Here is a 15,380-nt window from a genome sequence, read left to right on the forward strand (position 1 = left end):
GCTATTCGCTGGTAAGGGCTTTGACCGGATCGAGGCGGGCGGCCTTGCGCGCGGGCATGAAGCCGAACACGATGCCGGTGACGACGGCGCAGGCAAAGGCACCGAGCATGGCTGGCAGGGCAAAGGCTACTGCCACCTCGGCCAGCATCAGGCCGCCGCCAATGGCCAGGGCCAGTACGATGCCAGCCAGGCCGCCGACCATCGACAGCATTACCGCTTCGCTGAGGAACTGGCGCAGAATGTCGCGCTGTCGCGCGCCGGTGGCCATGCGGATACCGATTTCCCGGGTACGCTCGCGCACGGTCATCAGCATGATGTTCATTACGCCGATGCCGCCTACCAGCAGCGAGATCGCGGCGATCGCCCCCAGCATCAGCGACAGGCTGTTCTGCGTGCGTGCTTCGGCCTGGATCAGTGCCGCGTCATTGGTCAGCTCGAAGTCCTGGCGGCCATTGTGGCGTTGGCGCAACAGCTGGTCGATGGCTGCTTCGGCCTGGTTGACCCGGGTAGAATCAAGGGCAGCGACGGCGATGTAGTCCGGGTCGCGCTGGCCGAACAGGCGGATGGCGGCGGCAGAGTAGGGCACGGCGATGCGCCCATCGCTGTCCTGGTCGCCGGAGCTTGCGCCTTTGCCAGCCAGGATGCCGATCACCTGGAAGGGCACATTGCCGATCAGGATGTACTGCCCCAGCGGATCGCGCCCTGGGTCGAGCATTTTCTCCCGCACTTTCTGGCCGATCACGGCCACGGCGGCCGCATTGGCTTCGTCGCTTTCGCTGTAGAAGCTGCCTTGGGCCGCCGGCCAGTTGAAGATCTCCGGGAAAAAGGTGTTATTGCCGCCTACGTAGAATGTCTGACTGTTGTTGCCATGGCGCACCATCAGTTTTTCGCCAATCACCGGCATCACATGCTTGACCTGCGGCAGTTCGCCAATGGCTGCCACATCATCAAGGGTGATGGTGCCGGCAGGCTCGCCAAGCGTCGCCGGCTTGCCATTGAGGTAGAGGATGTTGGAGCCGAAGGCGGCCATCTGAGCCATGACCTGACGCTTGCTGCCTTCGCCCACGGCCAGCATCACCACCACCGAGGCCACGCCGATGACGATACCCAGCAGAGTCAGGGCGGTGCGGAAGCGGTTGACCCACATGACCCGCCAGGCTGCTTGCAGGGCTTCGAGCAGTTCACCCTTCCATGCCCCGCGCAGGGTAGCGCCGCGGTCCAGGCGCTGGCGCAACTGTTCGGCTTGCAGGCCTTGGCCTTGGTCGATCGCCGGCTGTTCGCCGGCCGAGTCACCTATGATCAGACCGTCGCGGATCTCGATCACCCGCTGCGCCCGCGCGGCCACTTCGCGATCATGGGTAATCAGGATGATCACATGGCCCTGGCTGGCCAGTTCGTCGAGCAGTGCCATCACCTCGGTGCCGCTGTGGCTGTCGAGGGCGCCGGTGGGCTCGTCGGCGAGGATGATATGGCCGCCGTTCATCAGTGCGCGAGCAATCGAAACCCTTTGCTGCTGCCCGCCGGACAGCTGGTGCGGGCGGTTGCCGGTGCGGCTGGCCAGGCCCAGACGGCCGAGCAGGGCGCTGGCGCGGGCGTGGCGTTCGCTGGCGTCAATGCCGGCATAGATGGCCGGCATCTCGACGTTTTCCTGGGCCGAGCCCGAGGGGATCAGGTGGTAGCCCTGGAACACGAAGCCAAATGCTTCGCGGCGCAACCAGGCCAGTTCATCGCTATCCAGTTCGGCCACATCTTTGCCGGCAAAGCGGTAGCTGCCAGAGGTTGGGCGGTCGAGGCAACCAAGGATGTTCATCAAGGTCGACTTGCCCGAGCCTGAGGCTCCGACGATGGCGACGAACTCGCCGGGGTGGATGCTGAGGCTGATGCCATGGAGGATATCGACTTTGGGGGTACCCACACCGCCATAGGACTTGCGGATGTCGATCAGCTCGATCAAAGGTGTGCTCATTCAGCCTCCGCTCACGGCGGGGGCGCCGATGACCAGGCGCTCGCCTTCGTTGAGGCCGTCCAGCACCTGTACCCGCAGCCGGTCACTGAGCCCGGTGCGTACCTGACGCTGTTCCACCTTGCCGTCCCCAGTCAGCACGTGCGCCAGGCGCAGGCCGTCACCGTCATCCAGCGCAGCCAGCGGTACCGTCAGCACCTGGCTGGCCTTGCCAGCGACGAAGAACACCTGCGTGGTCATCTCGGCCATCAGCGCGCCGTCCGGGTTGTCGACATCCAGCAGCACGCTGTATTGCACAACCTGGCTGCCGGCACTGCCATTGCTGACGCTGGCCGGGCTGCCGCCGCCCTGGCTGGCCTGTTCCAGTGGTTTGGGCGGGATTGGCAGCACTTGCCGCACGGTGCTGGTCCAGCGGCGCTTGCCGCCTGCCAGGGTGGTGAAATAGGCGGTCATGCCTGGTTTGACCTTGCCAATGTCGGCCTCCGACACCTGTGCCCACACGGTCATCGGCGAGAGCCTGGCGATGCGCAGGATCAACGGGGTTTGCTGCTGGGCGTTGAGGGTTTGCCCTTCGCGGGCATCAACCGCCACCACCGTGCCGTCCATGGGGGCGTAGATGCGCGTGTAGCCCAATTCGGCTTCGTCGCTTCGCAGGCTGGCCTGGGCCTGGCGGATCTGCGCCAGGAACATGTCGATGCGCGCCTGGGTGACCTTCATCTGCGCGAAGGCGGTTTGCACGTCTTCATCGCGGGTGGCGCCAGCGGCGGCCAAGTCGCGCTGGCGCTTGAGCTGCTGCTGGGCCAGCAGGTATTGCGCGCGCTGTTCGGCCAACTGGGCCTTGAGGTTGTCGATAGAGAAGCGCCCGGCATCCAGACGCGCTTGCTGGGTGGAGGGGTCGATCTCGACCAGCAGTTGGCCCTTGCGCACGGTGTCGCCAACTTCAACGTGCAGCTTGTGGATCTGGCCGGAGGCCTGGGCGCCAACATCCACGTAACGTCTCGGTTGCAAAGTACCCAGCGCGGTAACGCTGCTCTCGATATCAGTGCGGGTCACGGCGACCGTGCTCAACGGCTGGGCGCCGTAGGGCAGGGCCTTCAAGGCCAGCAGGCTGCCTAGGCCGAGCAAGCCCAGGCCAGTGAGCAGGGCACGGCGACGGGTGTTGGTTAAAGGTCTCATGCAGACATCCAGCCAAGGGGTGTGGGGACGCGCATCAAGTGGCGGGCGCGGACCGGGTGCCAGATAGACGAAAGCGGTAGCGGGGGATTTAGCAGGGGTGCGGGCTAACACGTGGCCAGCCGCGCTTGTTGCTGAGAATAATTATAATTTGTAAGATCGCACGTTGACATCACTCGGTCCTGCATTGCTGCCTGAAAGGGCTTTCTGGCAAAAGCTGGCAGGACATCTCAGGTATCGTCGTGGAACATTACTATCGCGAACTGGTGGGTTTCCTCTCCGCACGCCTGGGCAGTCGTCAGGCCGCCGAGGATGTGGCGCACGATGCTTACCTGCGGGTGCTGGAGCGCACCGACGCCGAGCGTATCGAGCACCCACGCGCCTTCCTCTACCGCACGGCGCTCAATCTGGTGGTTGACCGCCACAGGCGATACCAGGTGCGCCAAGCCGAGCCGCTGGAAGTACTGGATAGCGACGAGCGCTGGCACACGGCGGCGCCGGCCCATGACTTGCAGCTTGATCAGCGGCTGGCGTTGATGCAGCGTGCACTGGATGAGCTGAGCAAGGTGTGTCGCGACTGCTTCCTGCTGCGCAAGCTCGATGGCCTGTCGCACCCGCAGATTGCCGAGCACCTGGGCATATCCCGCAGCATGGTGGAGAAACACATCGTCAATGCGATGAAGCACTGCCGGCTACGCATGCGCGAGTGGGAATCGTGAAGGCCGGCTTAAAGGCAAATGCAAATTCCGTCAGTCAATCACTTGATTTATGCGGGTTTCCCGACTTCTATCAAAGAAGACCGCTGCCAGGCTTGGCCATGGCAGTAGCCGGTACTGGCGCAGTATGGTCATGGAGCGTACCCATTACCCAACTGCCCAGGTCCCACCATGGCAAACAAGACCCTGCGCATCCTCATCGCCGACGCACACCCGTGCCAGCGCCTGCAGCTGGAGCGGTTGCTCAATGGGCTGGGCTATTACCGGATCGCCCCCGTGGAGAGCTTCGAGGAGCTCCAGCGCCTTGTTCAGTGCGCCTTGCAGCCTTTTCATCTGCTGCTGGGCAATATCGAACTGGCCAATCATGCCGGGGTCGACCTGGCGCGCTTCTGCCGCGTCAGCACGCAGATCCAGCACGCCCTGCTTTACCACTCCAGTCAGTTGAAAGTGCCTTCAGTACCGCAGGCCGAACGCCAGGCGGTCAGCCTGAGCCTCCCGCAGGTGCCTGATAACGAGGCGCTGGAGTCATTCATGGCGATCATCGACGCGCCGCTGGTGGTCGGCAAGTTGCCGCTGCCGGGCAGCATGCCGGCTACCGTGGCGCGGCCACGGCCGCGGGCCAACTTCGCGCACACGGTGTTCAACCGCTAGCGGCGCAGCGTGCAGGGCAACGGGGCAGCTATTTGTTATCCTCTTGCCCTTTGCCGATTTGCGGACCCCTGCCATGACTGCCATCGATACCGCTCGCCCGCCCCGGTTCAGCCGCGGCGATCACCGGACCCTGGGCCTGGCGGCACTGGGTGGCGCGCTGGAAATCTACGACTTCATCATTTTCGTGTTCTTTGCGCTGACCCTCAGCCAGCTGTTCTTCCCGCCCGAAATGCCCGAGTGGCTGCGCCTGCTGCAAAGCTTCGGCATCTTCGTCACCGGTTACCTGGCGCGGCCGCTGGGCGGCATCCTGATGGCGCACTTTGCGGACCACCTGGGGCGTAAACGTGTGTTCAGCCTTAGCATCCTGATGATGGCCCTGCCGTGCCTGCTGATCGGCGTGATGCCGACCTATGCCGACATCGGCTATGCCGCGCCGCTGATTCTGCTGGCGCTGCGTATCTTCCAGGGTGCGGCGGTGGGGGGCGAGGTGCCGAGTGCCTGGACCTTCGTTGCCGAGCACGCGCCAGCCGGCCGACGCGGTTATGCCTTGGGCTTCCTGCAGGCCGGGCTGACCTTCGGCTACCTGCTGGGGGCGCTGACCGCGACCTTGCTGGCGCAAGTATTCACACCGCAGGAGATCCTCGACTACGCCTGGCGTTACCCGTTCCTGTTGGGTGGGGTGTTTGGCGTGATTGGCGTGTGGCTACGTCGCTGGCTGAGCGAAACACCGGTGTTTCTTGCCTTGCGCGCACGTCAGGAACAGCCGGTGAAGTTCCCCCTGCGGCGGGTACTGGGCGAGCACCGCCGTGCGCTGATTCCGGCGGCGCTGCTGACTTGCGTGTTGACCTCTGCCGTGGTGGTGCTGGTGGTGATAACCCCGACGGTGATGCAGCAGCGCTTCGGCATGAGCGCCGGGCACACCTTTGCCCTGAGCAGTGTGGGCATCGTCTTCCTCAATATCGGCTGCGTACTCGCCGGCCTGCTGGTTGACCGCGTGGGCGCCTGGCGTGCGCTGATGCTTTACAGCGTGCTGCTGCCGCTGGGCATCGGCGCGTTGTACGCCAGCCTGAATGGGCAGTGGGGCATGACCTGGCTGGCCTACGCGCTGGCAGGGCTGTCCTGCGGCGTGGTGGGGGTGGTGCCGTCGGTGATGGTCGGGTTGTTCCCCGCCGAGATCCGGGTTTCGGGCATTTCCTTCACCTATAACGTGGCCTACGCACTGTGGGCCAGTACCACGCCGCTGGCATTGATCGCGCTGATGCCGTGGAGCCCGTGGGTGTGTGTCGGGTTTTGTCTGATCATGGGTATGGTGGGGCTGCTGACGGCCCTGTATTTCGGGCGCCGCGAGCCATTGACGTTTACTGCGGAGCCGATGCCGATCATGTGTGGTGACAAATGAGAGGGTAACGCTATCGAGGCGCTGAGGCAGACTTCCGGGCGGGGGTTATTGGAATAACCTATTGGCCAAATTTAACCTGGAAGGTTAATTTCTCATGGAAAAGAGAACGCCTCACTGTCCGCTGGAACGGGTAAAAGTCTTGGCTGCTGCAAGGCGCATCAGCCCTACAAGCGCTGCACTGAGAGGCGCCAAAGCGCTGGGAATGGATTATCCGGGCATGCTTGAAGTGATCTCCAGTTTGGAGCGCACTGATTTTTACAAGAGCATGACCAGCCATATGGATCATCGGGTTTGGCAGGACGTCTATCGTCCGCTTACAGCAATTGGGTACGTTTATCTGAAAGTGTCCGTGGTAGACGACGTGCTCATCGTGTCTTTCAAGGGGTTGTAACCATGAGATGTCCAATATGCGGCGGTGCGGAGCTTGCACCTGATGTTCAAGGCATGCCCTATAGCTATAAAGGAGGGGCAACCGTCATCCCTGACGTAAGTGGCGATTACTGTTCCGCATGTGGTGAATGTGTACTTAGTCACGATGAGGCCATGCGTGTCAGTAACCTGATGACGGCATTCGAGCGCCAAGTCAACGCAACTGTTGTGGATCCTTCCTTCATTGCTTCAATGCGCCGGAAGTTCGATCTCGACCAGCGTGAAGCGGGGGAAATTTTCGGTGGTGGCGTCAACGCGTTCTCCCGTTATGAAAATGGCAAGACCACACCACCCGTGGCATTGGTGAAACTGCTCAAGCTGCTGGATCGCCATCCAGAGCTCTTCGAGGAAGTGCGTACTGCCTGATTTTGGCGGTAACAAAAAGCCCCCGGCTCGTGAGAACCGGGGGCTTTTTGTTGCCGCCAGGGCAGAGGCCTTACATGTTCGGGTAGTTCGGCCCGCCAGCGCCTTCAGGGGTGACCCAGGTGATGTTCTGGGCCGGGTCCTTGATGTCGCAGGTCTTGCAGTGCACACAGTTCTGCGCGTTGATCTGGAAGCGCTTGTTGCCGTCTTCCTGGGTGACCACTTCGTACACGCCCGCCGGGCAGTAGCGCTGGGCCGGCTCGTCGTACAGCGGCAAGTTGCTGGCGATCGGGATACTCGGGTCGGTCAGCTTCAGGTGGCAGGGTTGTTCCTCTTCATGGTTGGTACTGGAGAGGAATACCGAGCTGAGCTTGTCGAAGCTCAGCTTGCCGTCCGGCTTCGGGTAGTCGATCTTTTTCGAGTCGGCAGCCAGCTTGAGGCAGGCGTAGTCCGGCTTGGTGTCGTGCAGGGTGAACGGCAGCTTGCCGCCGAACCAGTTCTGGTCGACGTAGTTGAATGCACCACCAAACAGTGGGCCGAACTTGTGCAGCGCAGGGCCGAAGTTACGGCTGGCGAACAGTTCTTCGTGCAGCCAGCTGGCCTTGAAGGCGTCAACGTAAGTGTTCAGCGCATCGCCGCCCTCGCTGCCAGCGATCAATGCGTCCGCTACTGCTTCGGCCGCGAGCATGCCCGATTTCATCGCGGTGTGGCTGCCCTTGATCTTGGAGAAGTTCAGGGTGCCCAGGTCGCAACCGATCAATGCGCCACCGTTGAACACCATCTTCGGCAGCGAGTTCAGGCCGCCTTTGCAGATGGCGCGGGCGCCATAGCTGATGCGCTTGCCGCCTTCGAGGTACTGCTTCATCACCGGGTGGTGCTTCAGGCGCTGGAATTCGTCGAACGGCGACAGGTACGGGTTGGCGTAGGACAGGTCGACGATCAGGCCGACCACCACCTGGTTGTTTTCCAGGTGATAGAGGAACGAGCCACCGGTGTTGTCCTTGGCTACCACGTCCAGCGGCCAGCCGGCGGTGTGCACCACCAGCCCCTGCTCGTGCTTGGCCGGGTCGATCTCCCAGATTTCTTTCAGGCCGATGCCGTAATGCTGGACATCGGACTCGCTGTCGAGGTTGAAGCGCTTGATCAGCTGCTTGCCGATGTGGCCACGGCAGCCTTCGGCAAACAGGGTGTACTTGGCACGCAGTTCCATGCCCGGGGTGTACAGGCCTTCCTTCGGGTTGCCTTCGCGGTCGACACCCAGGTCGCCGGTGACGATGCCGCGGACCACGCCGTTGTCGTCGAACAGCGCTTCCTGGGCGGCGAAGCCCGGGTAGATTTCCACGCCCAGGTTCTCTGCCTGCTGGGCCAGCCAGCGGCACAGGTTGCCCAGCGAGATAATGTAGTTGCCATGGTTGTGCATGGTCTTGGGCACGAACAGGTCCGGCACCTTGGTGGCGCTGCCGGCATCCTTGAGCACATAGATGTCGTCGCGCTTCACTTCGGTGTTCAGCGGTGCGCCGAGCTCTTTCCAGTCGGGGAAGAGTTCGTTCAGGGCGCGGGGTTCGAACACCGCGCCGGAGAGGATGTGGGCGCCGACTTCAGAGCCTTTTTCCACCACGCAGACGCTGATTTCGCTACCGGCTTCGGCGGCCTTCTGCTTCAGGCGGCAGGCGGCGGACAGGCCTGCCGGGCCGGCGCCGACGATGACCACGTCGAATTCCATGTATTCGCGTTCCACTGGTTCTCTCCTACTCATCAAGGCTCGTGCTGTTGCTTTGTCTTATGGGTGTTTGCGCGCAGTAGCTCATCACGGGAGCGAAACTGTAGCTGCGCAAATGACGGACTACACCGTTTTGTCTTGGCCGCGCATTATATCTACACCACTTGGCGGGTCCAATACAAACGTTTGTTTGAATTTGCCGCAGGCCAGTAAAATCAAAGGAACACGGCTGGAGGGTGACCGATTTGCCGTATTGACCGGATGGGGTGTTACGGTCAAGATACGAGCGGTTTTACGTTCGCCGTAGGCTTGCAGCCGGGCGCAGGTACACCTCTAAAGACCAGGTGTGGAGCAGGGTTTTGCGGCCTTGGGCCGGTTTGTAGTGGAGTTTACACGCCACGACAGAAAATGACCCGTGAGTATTTGTCGCAAGAGTCCGGACAAGACTGTTCGGTCACAGTGAAGATACTGGCTCCCGGTACGTTTTTAGAGGTGCCCTTGTACCCACGCGCATCGCCGGGCTCAGCCCCAGGCGACTATCTATTCACCGGAGAGTAACGAGGAATCCATGAAGGTTCTTGTAGCTGTCAAACGAGTGGTCGACTACAACGTCAAGGTTCGCGTCAAGGCGGACAACTCCGGCGTCGACCTTGCTAACGTCAAGATGTCCATGAACCCCTTCTGCGAAATCGCCGTGGAAGAGGCCGTACGCTTGAAGGAAAAAGGCGTTGCGACCGAGATCGTCGTCGTTTCCGTCGGCCCGACCACTGCCCAGGAGCAACTGCGTACCGCCCTGGCCCTGGGTGCCGACCGTGCCATCCTGGTAGAAGCCGCTGACGAGCTGAACTCCCTGGCGGTGGCCAAGGCGCTGAAAGCCGTTGTCGACAAAGAGCAGCCGCAGCTGGTCATCCTTGGCAAGCAGGCCATCGACAGCGACAACAACCAGACTGGCCAGATGCTGGCTGCGCTGACCGGCTACGCCCAGGGCACCTTCGCCTCCAAGGTGGAAGTCGCCGGCGACAAGCTGAACGTCACCCGTGAAATCGATGGCGGCCTGCAGACCGTATCGCTGAACCTGCCAGCCATCGTCACCACCGACCTGCGCCTGAACGAGCCACGCTATGCGTCGCTGCCGAACATCATGAAGGCCAAGAAGAAGCCGCTGGAGACCGTTACTCCAGACGCGCTGGGCGTTTCCCTCGCCTCCACCAACAAAACCCTGAAAGTTGAAGCGCCGGCTGCCCGCAGCGCTGGCATCAAGGTCAAGTCGGTGGCCGAACTGGTCGAGAAGCTGAAGAACGAAGCGAAGGTAATCTAAATGACTATCCTGGTTGTCGCTGAATACGAAGCCGGCGCCGTTGCCCCGGCCACCCTGAACACTGTCGCCGCAGCCGCCAAGATCGGTGGTGATGTGCACGTGCTGGTCGCAGGCCAGAACGTCGGTGGCGTTGCTGAATCCGCTGCCAAGATCGCTGGTGTGGCCAAGGTCCTGGTTGCCGATAACGCCGCCTACGCCCACGCCTTGCCGGAAAACGTCGCGCCGCTGATCGTCGAGCTGGCCAAGGGTTACAGCCACGTGCTGGCCCCGGCCACCACCAACGGCAAGAACATCCTGCCGCGCGTTGCCGCGCTGCTGGACGTGGACCAGATCTCCGAGATCATCTCGGTCGAGTCCGCCGACACCTTCAAGCGCCCGATCTATGCCGGTAACGCCATTGCCACCGTGCAATCGAGCGCTTCGATCAAGGTCATCACCGTGCGTACCACCGGCTTCGACCCAGTCGCTGCCGAAGGTGGCTCGGCTGCTGTTGAAGCGGTGAGTGCCGCGCACAACGCCGGTATCTCGGCCTTTGTCGGTGAAGAGCTGGCCAAGTCCGACCGCCCAGAGCTGACCGCTGCCAAGATCGTCGTTTCCGGCGGCCGCGGCATGGGCAACGGTGACAACTTCAAGCATCTGTACAGCCTGGCCGACAAGCTCGGTGCTGCTGTCGGTGCCTCACGCGCTGCGGTCGACGCCGGCTTCGTGCCGAACGACATGCAGGTCGGCCAGACCGGCAAGATCGTTGCGCCACAGCTGTACATCGCCGTCGGTATCTCCGGCGCGATCCAGCACCTGGCCGGCATGAAAGACTCCAAAGTGATCGTTGCGATCAACAAGGACGAAGAAGCGCCGATCTTCCAGGTGGCCGACTACGGCCTGGTCGCTGACCTGTTCGAAGCGGTTCCGGAGCTGGAAAAGCTGGTCTGATCCGCCTGCTTCACTTATAAAGAACCCGGCCCTCGCATTGAGGGTCGGGTTTTTTTATGGGTTGAGGAGTGAGGGATGACGTTGCGCGGAACGGGCAGGGTGCTGGCATGCATGGTGGCGTTGGCTTCGCCGCTGGCCATGGCGGCAGGCAAGTGCGAGCGCCTGGTGGCAACCGGCAGCCCTGATGCGCCGCCTTATTCGTGGCAGGACCCGAAAGACCCGAAACACCTGATAGGCGCCAACGTCGACCTTCTGCGCCAGGTGGCTGGCGAGCTGGGGGTGAAGGTGGAGGTGCTGAGTGCAGGCCGTCGCGACCAGGCCCTGGAGGAAGTGCGCAGCGGGCGTATGGACCTGCTGCTCGATACGCCGATGCAGGTGGAGCAACTGACCGCGCTGGACTACATCCACCCACCCCTTCAACTCAACGAATACCTGGTGTGGACACGCCACGATGCCACGCTGACCTTCGATGGCCCGGCGGACCTGGCACAGTACCAGGGTAGCTTGTCCGAACGCGCGCGCCTGACCCCGGCCTTTACCGCGTTTGCCAAGGCCCAGCTGAAGCTGGTGCCGGCGCAGAACCTGACCCAGGCGTTCCAGAAACTGGTGCTTGGCCAGGTGGACTATGTGCTCGCTGGTCGCTATTCGGGCATGGCCATGGCCCAGAGCCTGGGCATGAACAATGACCTGGTCGCCCGCGGCCTGCCGGTGGACCGGCCAGGCCTGTACTTGGCCCTGTCGCACAACTCGGCATGCAATGACAGCTGGTTGCGTGGGCAATTGGCAAAAAAACTGACAGAATTGCCGATCTCCGGTGCGTCCGAGGCGGTCCTGCAACGTAATGTCGAGCGCTGGAAAGCGCAGTTGCAGGTGCCAGCGGACGCCCCCAAACACTAGGAAGATTGCGTGAGAACCCAACCACTAATCCTTGCCTTGGCCGTGCTCGGCCTGGCTGGCTGCGCCAATGATCCGGCCCCTGACGAGCAGATGCGCATTTCCGAGCAGGCACTGGAGCAGGCCAGGGCCGTAGGTGCCACCGAGCAGGTCGAAACGCTGCAGATGGCTGAAGACAAGCTGGCCCGGGCCAAGGCCAACATGCTGACCCAGGACTACCGTGATGCGCGCATGCGCGCCGAGCAGGCCGAACTTGATGCCCGCCTGGCCGAGGCCCAGGTGCTGAACCAGAAAAGCGAAGAGCAACTGCAACTGCTGCAGTCGCGGGTCAAGCGCTTGCGCAAGCAACTGGAGGTGCAGCCATGATGCGCCGTACCCCATTGGCCGCGCTGGTGTTGCTGGCGCTGGCAGCAGGCTTGCAAGGTTGTGCCAGCCAGCGCAGCTCTGCTGCGCTGGATGAAGCCAGTGCCACCTTCGCCAAGGTCAAGGATGATTCCGATGTGCTGCGCAGTGCGCCACGTGACGTGATCCGTGCAGGTGAGTCGCTGGCCCGTGCCGAGCGCCTGTCCAGCTATATCGGCACCGGTTCCGATGTGCGTCATTACGCTTACCTTAGCCAGCGCTACAGTGAAATTGCCAGTGAGCATGCCAAGCTGGCGCTGAACCAGGAGCGCCAGGCCAAGCTTGACCTCGAGCGTCAGCGCCTGCAGTTGGCGTTGCGCGAGGCCAAGCTGGCCAGCGTGCAGCAGCAGGGCAAGTGGGTCGAGTCGCAGATCGCTGCGCTGGCTTCGGAGCAGACTGATCGTGGCCTGGTGATGACCCTGGGTGACGTGCTGTTTGATACTGGCCGTGCCGAGCTGAAGAATTCGGCCAGCCGTACCGTGCTCAAGCTTGTGCAGTTCCTTCAGCTCAACCCGCGGCGGGTAGTGCGTATCGAGGGCTATACCGACAGCACTGGCGCGTCCGAGGACAACCTGAAACTGTCCCGCGACCGGGCGCAGGCCGTGGCCGACATGCTGGTGGACCTTGGTATCGACGAAAAGCGCCTGCAGGTCGAGGGCTATGGCGACCAGTACCCGATCGAGGCCAACGCCTCTGAGCGGGGCAGGGCGCAGAACCGCCGCGTGGAGATCGTGTTCTCCGACGACAAGGGCAGGCTCGCGCCTGCGCGCTGATCGCTGGCGTGCGGAGGACGGCACCGGCTTTGCCGGTGTTCGCGGCTAAAGCCGCTCCCACAGGGTAGTGTCAAGCCCAAGACATGTGCAGAACCTGTAGGAGCGGCCTTGTGCCGCGAAAGGGCCGCCATGCGGCCCCGCTTTTTGTCGGCTTAGTCGTTTCGATAGCTATCACGCTATTGTATTGTCGACTATGTTGCATACTGTCCCAGTACACTTTGCAACTGTTACGGTATCCTCTACCGTCACTGAGCCGTATAAGAACAACGAGCCGCCGCCATGACCAACCTGCTGCTGTACCAGCGTATCGCCCAGCAACTGGCCGATGACATCCGTCGCGGTGTCTACCAGCCAGGCGAGCGGGTACCCTCCGTGCGCAAGATGAGTGCCCAGCTCAATGTCAGCCATGCCACGGTGCTGCAGGCCTATGCCAACCTCGAAGACCAAGGGTTGATCCGCGCGCGGCCACAATCTGGCTACTACGTGCACCAGACGCCGGCCCTGACCGCGCAAACCCCGGACATTGCCCGGGTGGAGCGCCCAGGCCTGGTCACCCGTGCCAGCATCATCCAGCAAGTGCTGACCGAGGCGCGCCGTGATGGCGTGTTCCCGTTCGGCGCCGCGGTGCCGCATGTCGACTACCTGCCAGTGCGTGCCCTGCATCAGCAAATTGCCAAGGTCACCCGCTTTCACAGCCCGCGTGCCTTCAGCTACATGTTCAGCCCCGGTTTCGAGCCACTGCGCCGGCAGATCGCCATTCGCATGCGCGATGCCGGCGTGCTGGTCGACCCGCGTGAAGTGATCGTGACCCATGGCTGCGTCGATGCCCTGCAAATGTCCCTGCGCGTGTTGACCCGCCCGGGCGATCTGATCGCTGCCGAGTCGCCGACCTATTACGGGTTGCTGCAACTGGCCGATTTGCTCGGCCTGAAAGTGATCGAAATCCCCAGCGATCCATCCACGGGTATCAGCCTTGAAGCCTTGCAGCTGGCGGCTAACCAGTGGTCGATCAAGGCCTTGGTACTGACGGCGCGCCTGAGCAATCCGCTGGGTGGCACGGTCCCTGAGGAGCGGCAAAAGCAATTGCTGCGCCTGGCGTCAGACTTCGATATTCAGATTATCGAGGACGACATCTATGGCGAGTTGATGTTCGAGCAAGGCAAGACCAAAGCGCTGAAGGCATTCGACCGCCTGGACCGGGTGATCTACTGTTCAAGCTTCTCCAAGACCCTGTCCCCCGGTGTGCGCGTTGGCTGGATGATCGCCGGGCGCTATCAGGACGAAATTCAGCGCCTGCAGACCTTCACCACCCATTCGGCCTGTAGCGTGACGCAGATGGGGGTGGCGGCCTATCTGGAAAATGGCGGTTACGACCGGCACCTGCGCTACATCCGCCAGGAGTATCGCAAGAACCTCAGTGCCTACCAGTTGGCGGTGCAGCAGCACTTCCCCGAGGGTACCCAGATGACCCGGCCCACGGGCGGTTTCATCCTCTGGATAAGCCTGCCGGGGCGGGTCAATACCCAGGAGCTGCATGTGCGGGCGCTGGAGCAAGGCATCAGTATCGCGCCGGGGTTAATATTCAGTAACACGGAACAGTTCAACCACTGCATCCGCCTTAATTGTGGCATCCCGTGGAACAAAGAGGCCGAGCGGGCAGTGATTACGCTGGGTTTGCTGGCTCAGCAGTTGTGCAGGGAGCCTGCGCTCACACTTTTGTAAGGCTTGCCAGCCGCCCGTGGAACATGGAGCATACGCACCTTTCTTGCCAGTCTGTCCATTTGCCATGAAAGCTTTGCGCCGTTTTGCCTTGATCTTGTGCCTTGCACCGCTCTGCTACCCGGGCAGTCCAGCCTTGGCTGCGCAGCCGGCAAGCCAGGCGCAGGCAGCCCAGGGCAAAAATGTGCAAAAAAAGGCGCCAGGCAAGCCTGCGCAGAAGCAGGTGGTGAAAAAGGCTGGCAGCAAGAACAAGGCGCACAAGCCGGTCAGCAAAGCGGTCGCCAAACCATTGCCCAAGGCAAAGCTGGACCTCAGCCTGCCTGTCGATATGGTCGACAATCTGGAGCCGAATGTGGGTACCCCGTCGCCCATCCAGCGGCGCAAACCTTTGCTGCCGCCCATGTTTACCGAAAAGCCGGAAACCAGCGACAGCCCGTTCCAGCTCAATGGCCGGTTGATCAATAACGAAATGCAGCTGCAGTTGCGTAATGACAGCCGTCATGACGTGGAAGGGGCAGCCATCGATTTCGAGTATCGCCAGTAGCCGGGAACTGACTGCCGGGTCACGGCAAATTTCATCGTGCCAGTAATTTCAAACGCCTGTTTGAGCGGTTACTATCCAGGGACGTTCGTCCCGTTTTGTTCCAGGGAGTCCTGATTTTGGTGAATGACCATGAATTGCCGTGAGGGCTGTGGTGCCTGCTGCATCGCCCCGTCCATCACTTCTGCGATGCCGCGCATGCCCAATGGCAAGCCGGCTGGCGAGCGCTGCCTGCACCTGACGGCTGCCAACCTCTGCGACCTGTTCGGCAAGCCCGAGCGGCCGGCGGTATGTGGCGGCTTCAAGGCGGATGTCGAGGTGTGCGGCAGTGATCGTGACGAGGCAATCAGGATTCTTGGCTGGTGGGAGCAGATGACGGCGGCGTGACA

General features: G+C 62.1%; 16 protein-coding genes. 13 read left to right on the forward strand and 3 right to left on the reverse strand.

Annotated elements, in window-relative coordinates; genetic code table 11:
* Window position 1 precedes the first annotated feature (1 nt).
* Window positions 2-1,966, reverse strand: coding sequence for a MacB family efflux pump subunit (locus SB765_RS10665; RefSeq protein ID WP_410931302.1), 1,965 nt, complete (start codon window positions 1,964-1,966; stop codon window positions 2-4).
* Window positions 1,967-3,139 carry an efflux RND transporter periplasmic adaptor subunit gene (locus SB765_RS10670; protein ID WP_341796346.1) on the reverse strand — a complete coding sequence of 391 codons (1,173 nt, stop codon included), beginning with the start codon at window positions 3,137-3,139 and terminating at the stop codon, window positions 1,967-1,969. It lies immediately after the preceding gene.
* 239 nt (window positions 3,140-3,378) lie between these two features.
* Here SB765_RS10670 and SB765_RS10675 point away from each other — a divergent pair, with 239 nt between their 5' ends.
* From SB765_RS10675 to SB765_RS10695, 5 genes are all read left to right on the forward strand, one after another.
* Window positions 3,379-3,855 (forward strand): sigma-70 family RNA polymerase sigma factor, encoded by a 477-nt coding sequence (locus tag SB765_RS10675; RefSeq protein WP_016498679.1) that lies wholly within the window; start codon window positions 3,379-3,381, stop codon window positions 3,853-3,855.
* Between the two features lie 168 nt (window positions 3,856-4,023).
* Window positions 4,024-4,503 carry a histidine kinase gene (locus SB765_RS10680; protein ID WP_341796345.1) on the forward strand — a complete coding sequence of 160 codons (480 nt, stop codon included), beginning with the start codon at window positions 4,024-4,026 and terminating at the stop codon, window positions 4,501-4,503.
* A gap of 73 nt (window positions 4,504-4,576) precedes the next feature.
* Window positions 4,577-5,902, forward strand: coding sequence for an MFS transporter (locus SB765_RS10685; RefSeq protein ID WP_410910003.1), 1,326 nt, complete (start codon window positions 4,577-4,579; stop codon window positions 5,900-5,902).
* Between the two features lie 94 nt (window positions 5,903-5,996).
* Window positions 5,997-6,293, forward strand: coding sequence for a type II toxin-antitoxin system MqsR family toxin (locus tag SB765_RS10690; protein ID WP_341796343.1), 297 nt, complete (start codon window positions 5,997-5,999; stop codon window positions 6,291-6,293).
* A gap of 2 nt (window positions 6,294-6,295) precedes the next feature.
* Complete coding sequence (locus tag SB765_RS10695; protein WP_341796342.1) at window positions 6,296-6,697, forward strand: type II TA system antitoxin MqsA family protein; 402 nt, start codon at window positions 6,296-6,298, stop codon at window positions 6,695-6,697.
* Window positions 6,698-6,767: 70 nt separating this feature from the next.
* Here the strand turns inward: SB765_RS10695 and SB765_RS10700 are convergent, their stop codons facing one another.
* Window positions 6,768-8,450 (reverse strand): electron transfer flavoprotein-ubiquinone oxidoreductase, encoded by a 1,683-nt coding sequence (locus SB765_RS10700; protein ID WP_080642769.1) that lies wholly within the window; start codon window positions 8,448-8,450, stop codon window positions 6,768-6,770.
* Window positions 8,451-8,982: 532 nt separating this feature from the next.
* Here SB765_RS10700 and SB765_RS10705 point away from each other — a divergent pair.
* From SB765_RS10705 to SB765_RS10740, 8 genes are all read left to right on the forward strand, one after another.
* The gene (locus SB765_RS10705) at window positions 8,983-9,732 is read left to right on the forward strand and encodes an electron transfer flavoprotein subunit beta/FixA family protein (protein ID WP_016498683.1); all 750 of its coding nucleotides are present in this window, start codon (window positions 8,983-8,985) and stop codon (window positions 9,730-9,732) included.
* Complete coding sequence (locus tag SB765_RS10710; protein ID WP_028613362.1) at window positions 9,733-10,662, forward strand: electron transfer flavoprotein subunit alpha/FixB family protein; 930 nt, start codon at window positions 9,733-9,735, stop codon at window positions 10,660-10,662. It begins immediately after the preceding gene.
* 75 nt (window positions 10,663-10,737) lie between these two features.
* Window positions 10,738-11,559 (forward strand): substrate-binding periplasmic protein, encoded by an 822-nt coding sequence (locus tag SB765_RS10715; RefSeq protein WP_410931303.1) that lies wholly within the window; start codon window positions 10,738-10,740, stop codon window positions 11,557-11,559.
* A gap of 9 nt (window positions 11,560-11,568) precedes the next feature.
* Window positions 11,569-11,922, forward strand: a complete 354-nt coding sequence (locus SB765_RS10720) for a DUF4398 domain-containing protein (protein ID WP_049275988.1) — start codon at window positions 11,569-11,571, stop codon at window positions 11,920-11,922.
* Window positions 11,919-12,731 (forward strand): OmpA family protein, encoded by an 813-nt coding sequence (locus SB765_RS10725; protein WP_410931304.1) that lies wholly within the window; start codon window positions 11,919-11,921, stop codon window positions 12,729-12,731. Before SB765_RS10720 ends, SB765_RS10725 begins: the two co-directional genes overlap by 4 nt.
* 279 nt (window positions 12,732-13,010) lie before the next feature.
* Window positions 13,011-14,453, forward strand: a complete 1,443-nt coding sequence (locus SB765_RS10730) for a PLP-dependent aminotransferase family protein (RefSeq protein WP_016498688.1) — start codon at window positions 13,011-13,013, stop codon at window positions 14,451-14,453.
* Between the two features lie 64 nt (window positions 14,454-14,517).
* Window positions 14,518-14,994 carry a hypothetical protein gene (locus tag SB765_RS10735; protein ID WP_341796339.1) on the forward strand — a complete coding sequence of 159 codons (477 nt, stop codon included), beginning with the start codon at window positions 14,518-14,520 and terminating at the stop codon, window positions 14,992-14,994.
* 129 nt (window positions 14,995-15,123) lie between these two features.
* The gene (locus SB765_RS10740; protein ID WP_009684718.1) at window positions 15,124-15,378 is read left to right on the forward strand and encodes a YkgJ family cysteine cluster protein; all 255 of its coding nucleotides are present in this window, start codon (window positions 15,124-15,126) and stop codon (window positions 15,376-15,378) included.
* Window positions 15,379-15,380: the final 2 nt, after the last annotated feature.

The sequence above is a fragment of the Pseudomonas sp. SIMBA_067 genome (genome assembly GCF_046534675.1).
GTDB lineage: Bacteria > Pseudomonadota > Gammaproteobacteria > Pseudomonadales > Pseudomonadaceae > Aquipseudomonas > Aquipseudomonas putida.

Excerpts from the sequence above, each read along its gene's own strand:
- SB765_RS10705 (WP_016498683.1), top strand. The coding sequence starts at position 8,983 with ATGAAGGTTCTTGTAGCTGTCAAACGAGTGGTCGACTACAACGTCAAG.
- SB765_RS10695 (WP_341796342.1), top strand. The coding sequence starts at position 6,296 with ATGAGATGTCCAATATGCGGCGGTGCGGAGCTTGCACCTGATGTTCAA.
- SB765_RS10700 (WP_080642769.1), bottom strand. The coding sequence starts at position 8,450 with ATGAGTAGGAGAGAACCAGTGGAACGCGAATACATGGAATTCGACGTG.
- SB765_RS10670 (WP_341796346.1), bottom strand. The coding sequence starts at position 3,139 with ATGAGACCTTTAACCAACACCCGTCGCCGTGCCCTGCTCACTGGCCTG.
- SB765_RS10715 (WP_410931303.1), top strand. The coding sequence starts at position 10,738 with ATGACGTTGCGCGGAACGGGCAGGGTGCTGGCATGCATGGTGGCGTTG.
- SB765_RS10725 (WP_410931304.1), top strand. The coding sequence starts at position 11,919 with ATGATGCGCCGTACCCCATTGGCCGCGCTGGTGTTGCTGGCGCTGGCA.
- SB765_RS10690 (WP_341796343.1), top strand. The coding sequence starts at position 5,997 with ATGGAAAAGAGAACGCCTCACTGTCCGCTGGAACGGGTAAAAGTCTTG.
- SB765_RS10710 (WP_028613362.1), top strand. The coding sequence starts at position 9,733 with ATGACTATCCTGGTTGTCGCTGAATACGAAGCCGGCGCCGTTGCCCCG.
- SB765_RS10740 (WP_009684718.1), top strand. The coding sequence starts at position 15,124 with ATGAATTGCCGTGAGGGCTGTGGTGCCTGCTGCATCGCCCCGTCCATC.
- SB765_RS10730 (WP_016498688.1), top strand. The coding sequence starts at position 13,011 with ATGACCAACCTGCTGCTGTACCAGCGTATCGCCCAGCAACTGGCCGAT.
- SB765_RS10685 (WP_410910003.1), top strand. The coding sequence starts at position 4,577 with ATGACTGCCATCGATACCGCTCGCCCGCCCCGGTTCAGCCGCGGCGAT.
- SB765_RS10665 (WP_410931302.1), bottom strand. The coding sequence starts at position 1,966 with ATGAGCACACCTTTGATCGAGCTGATCGACATCCGCAAGTCCTATGGC.
- SB765_RS10735 (WP_341796339.1), top strand. The coding sequence starts at position 14,518 with ATGAAAGCTTTGCGCCGTTTTGCCTTGATCTTGTGCCTTGCACCGCTC.
- SB765_RS10680 (WP_341796345.1), top strand. The coding sequence starts at position 4,024 with ATGGCAAACAAGACCCTGCGCATCCTCATCGCCGACGCACACCCGTGC.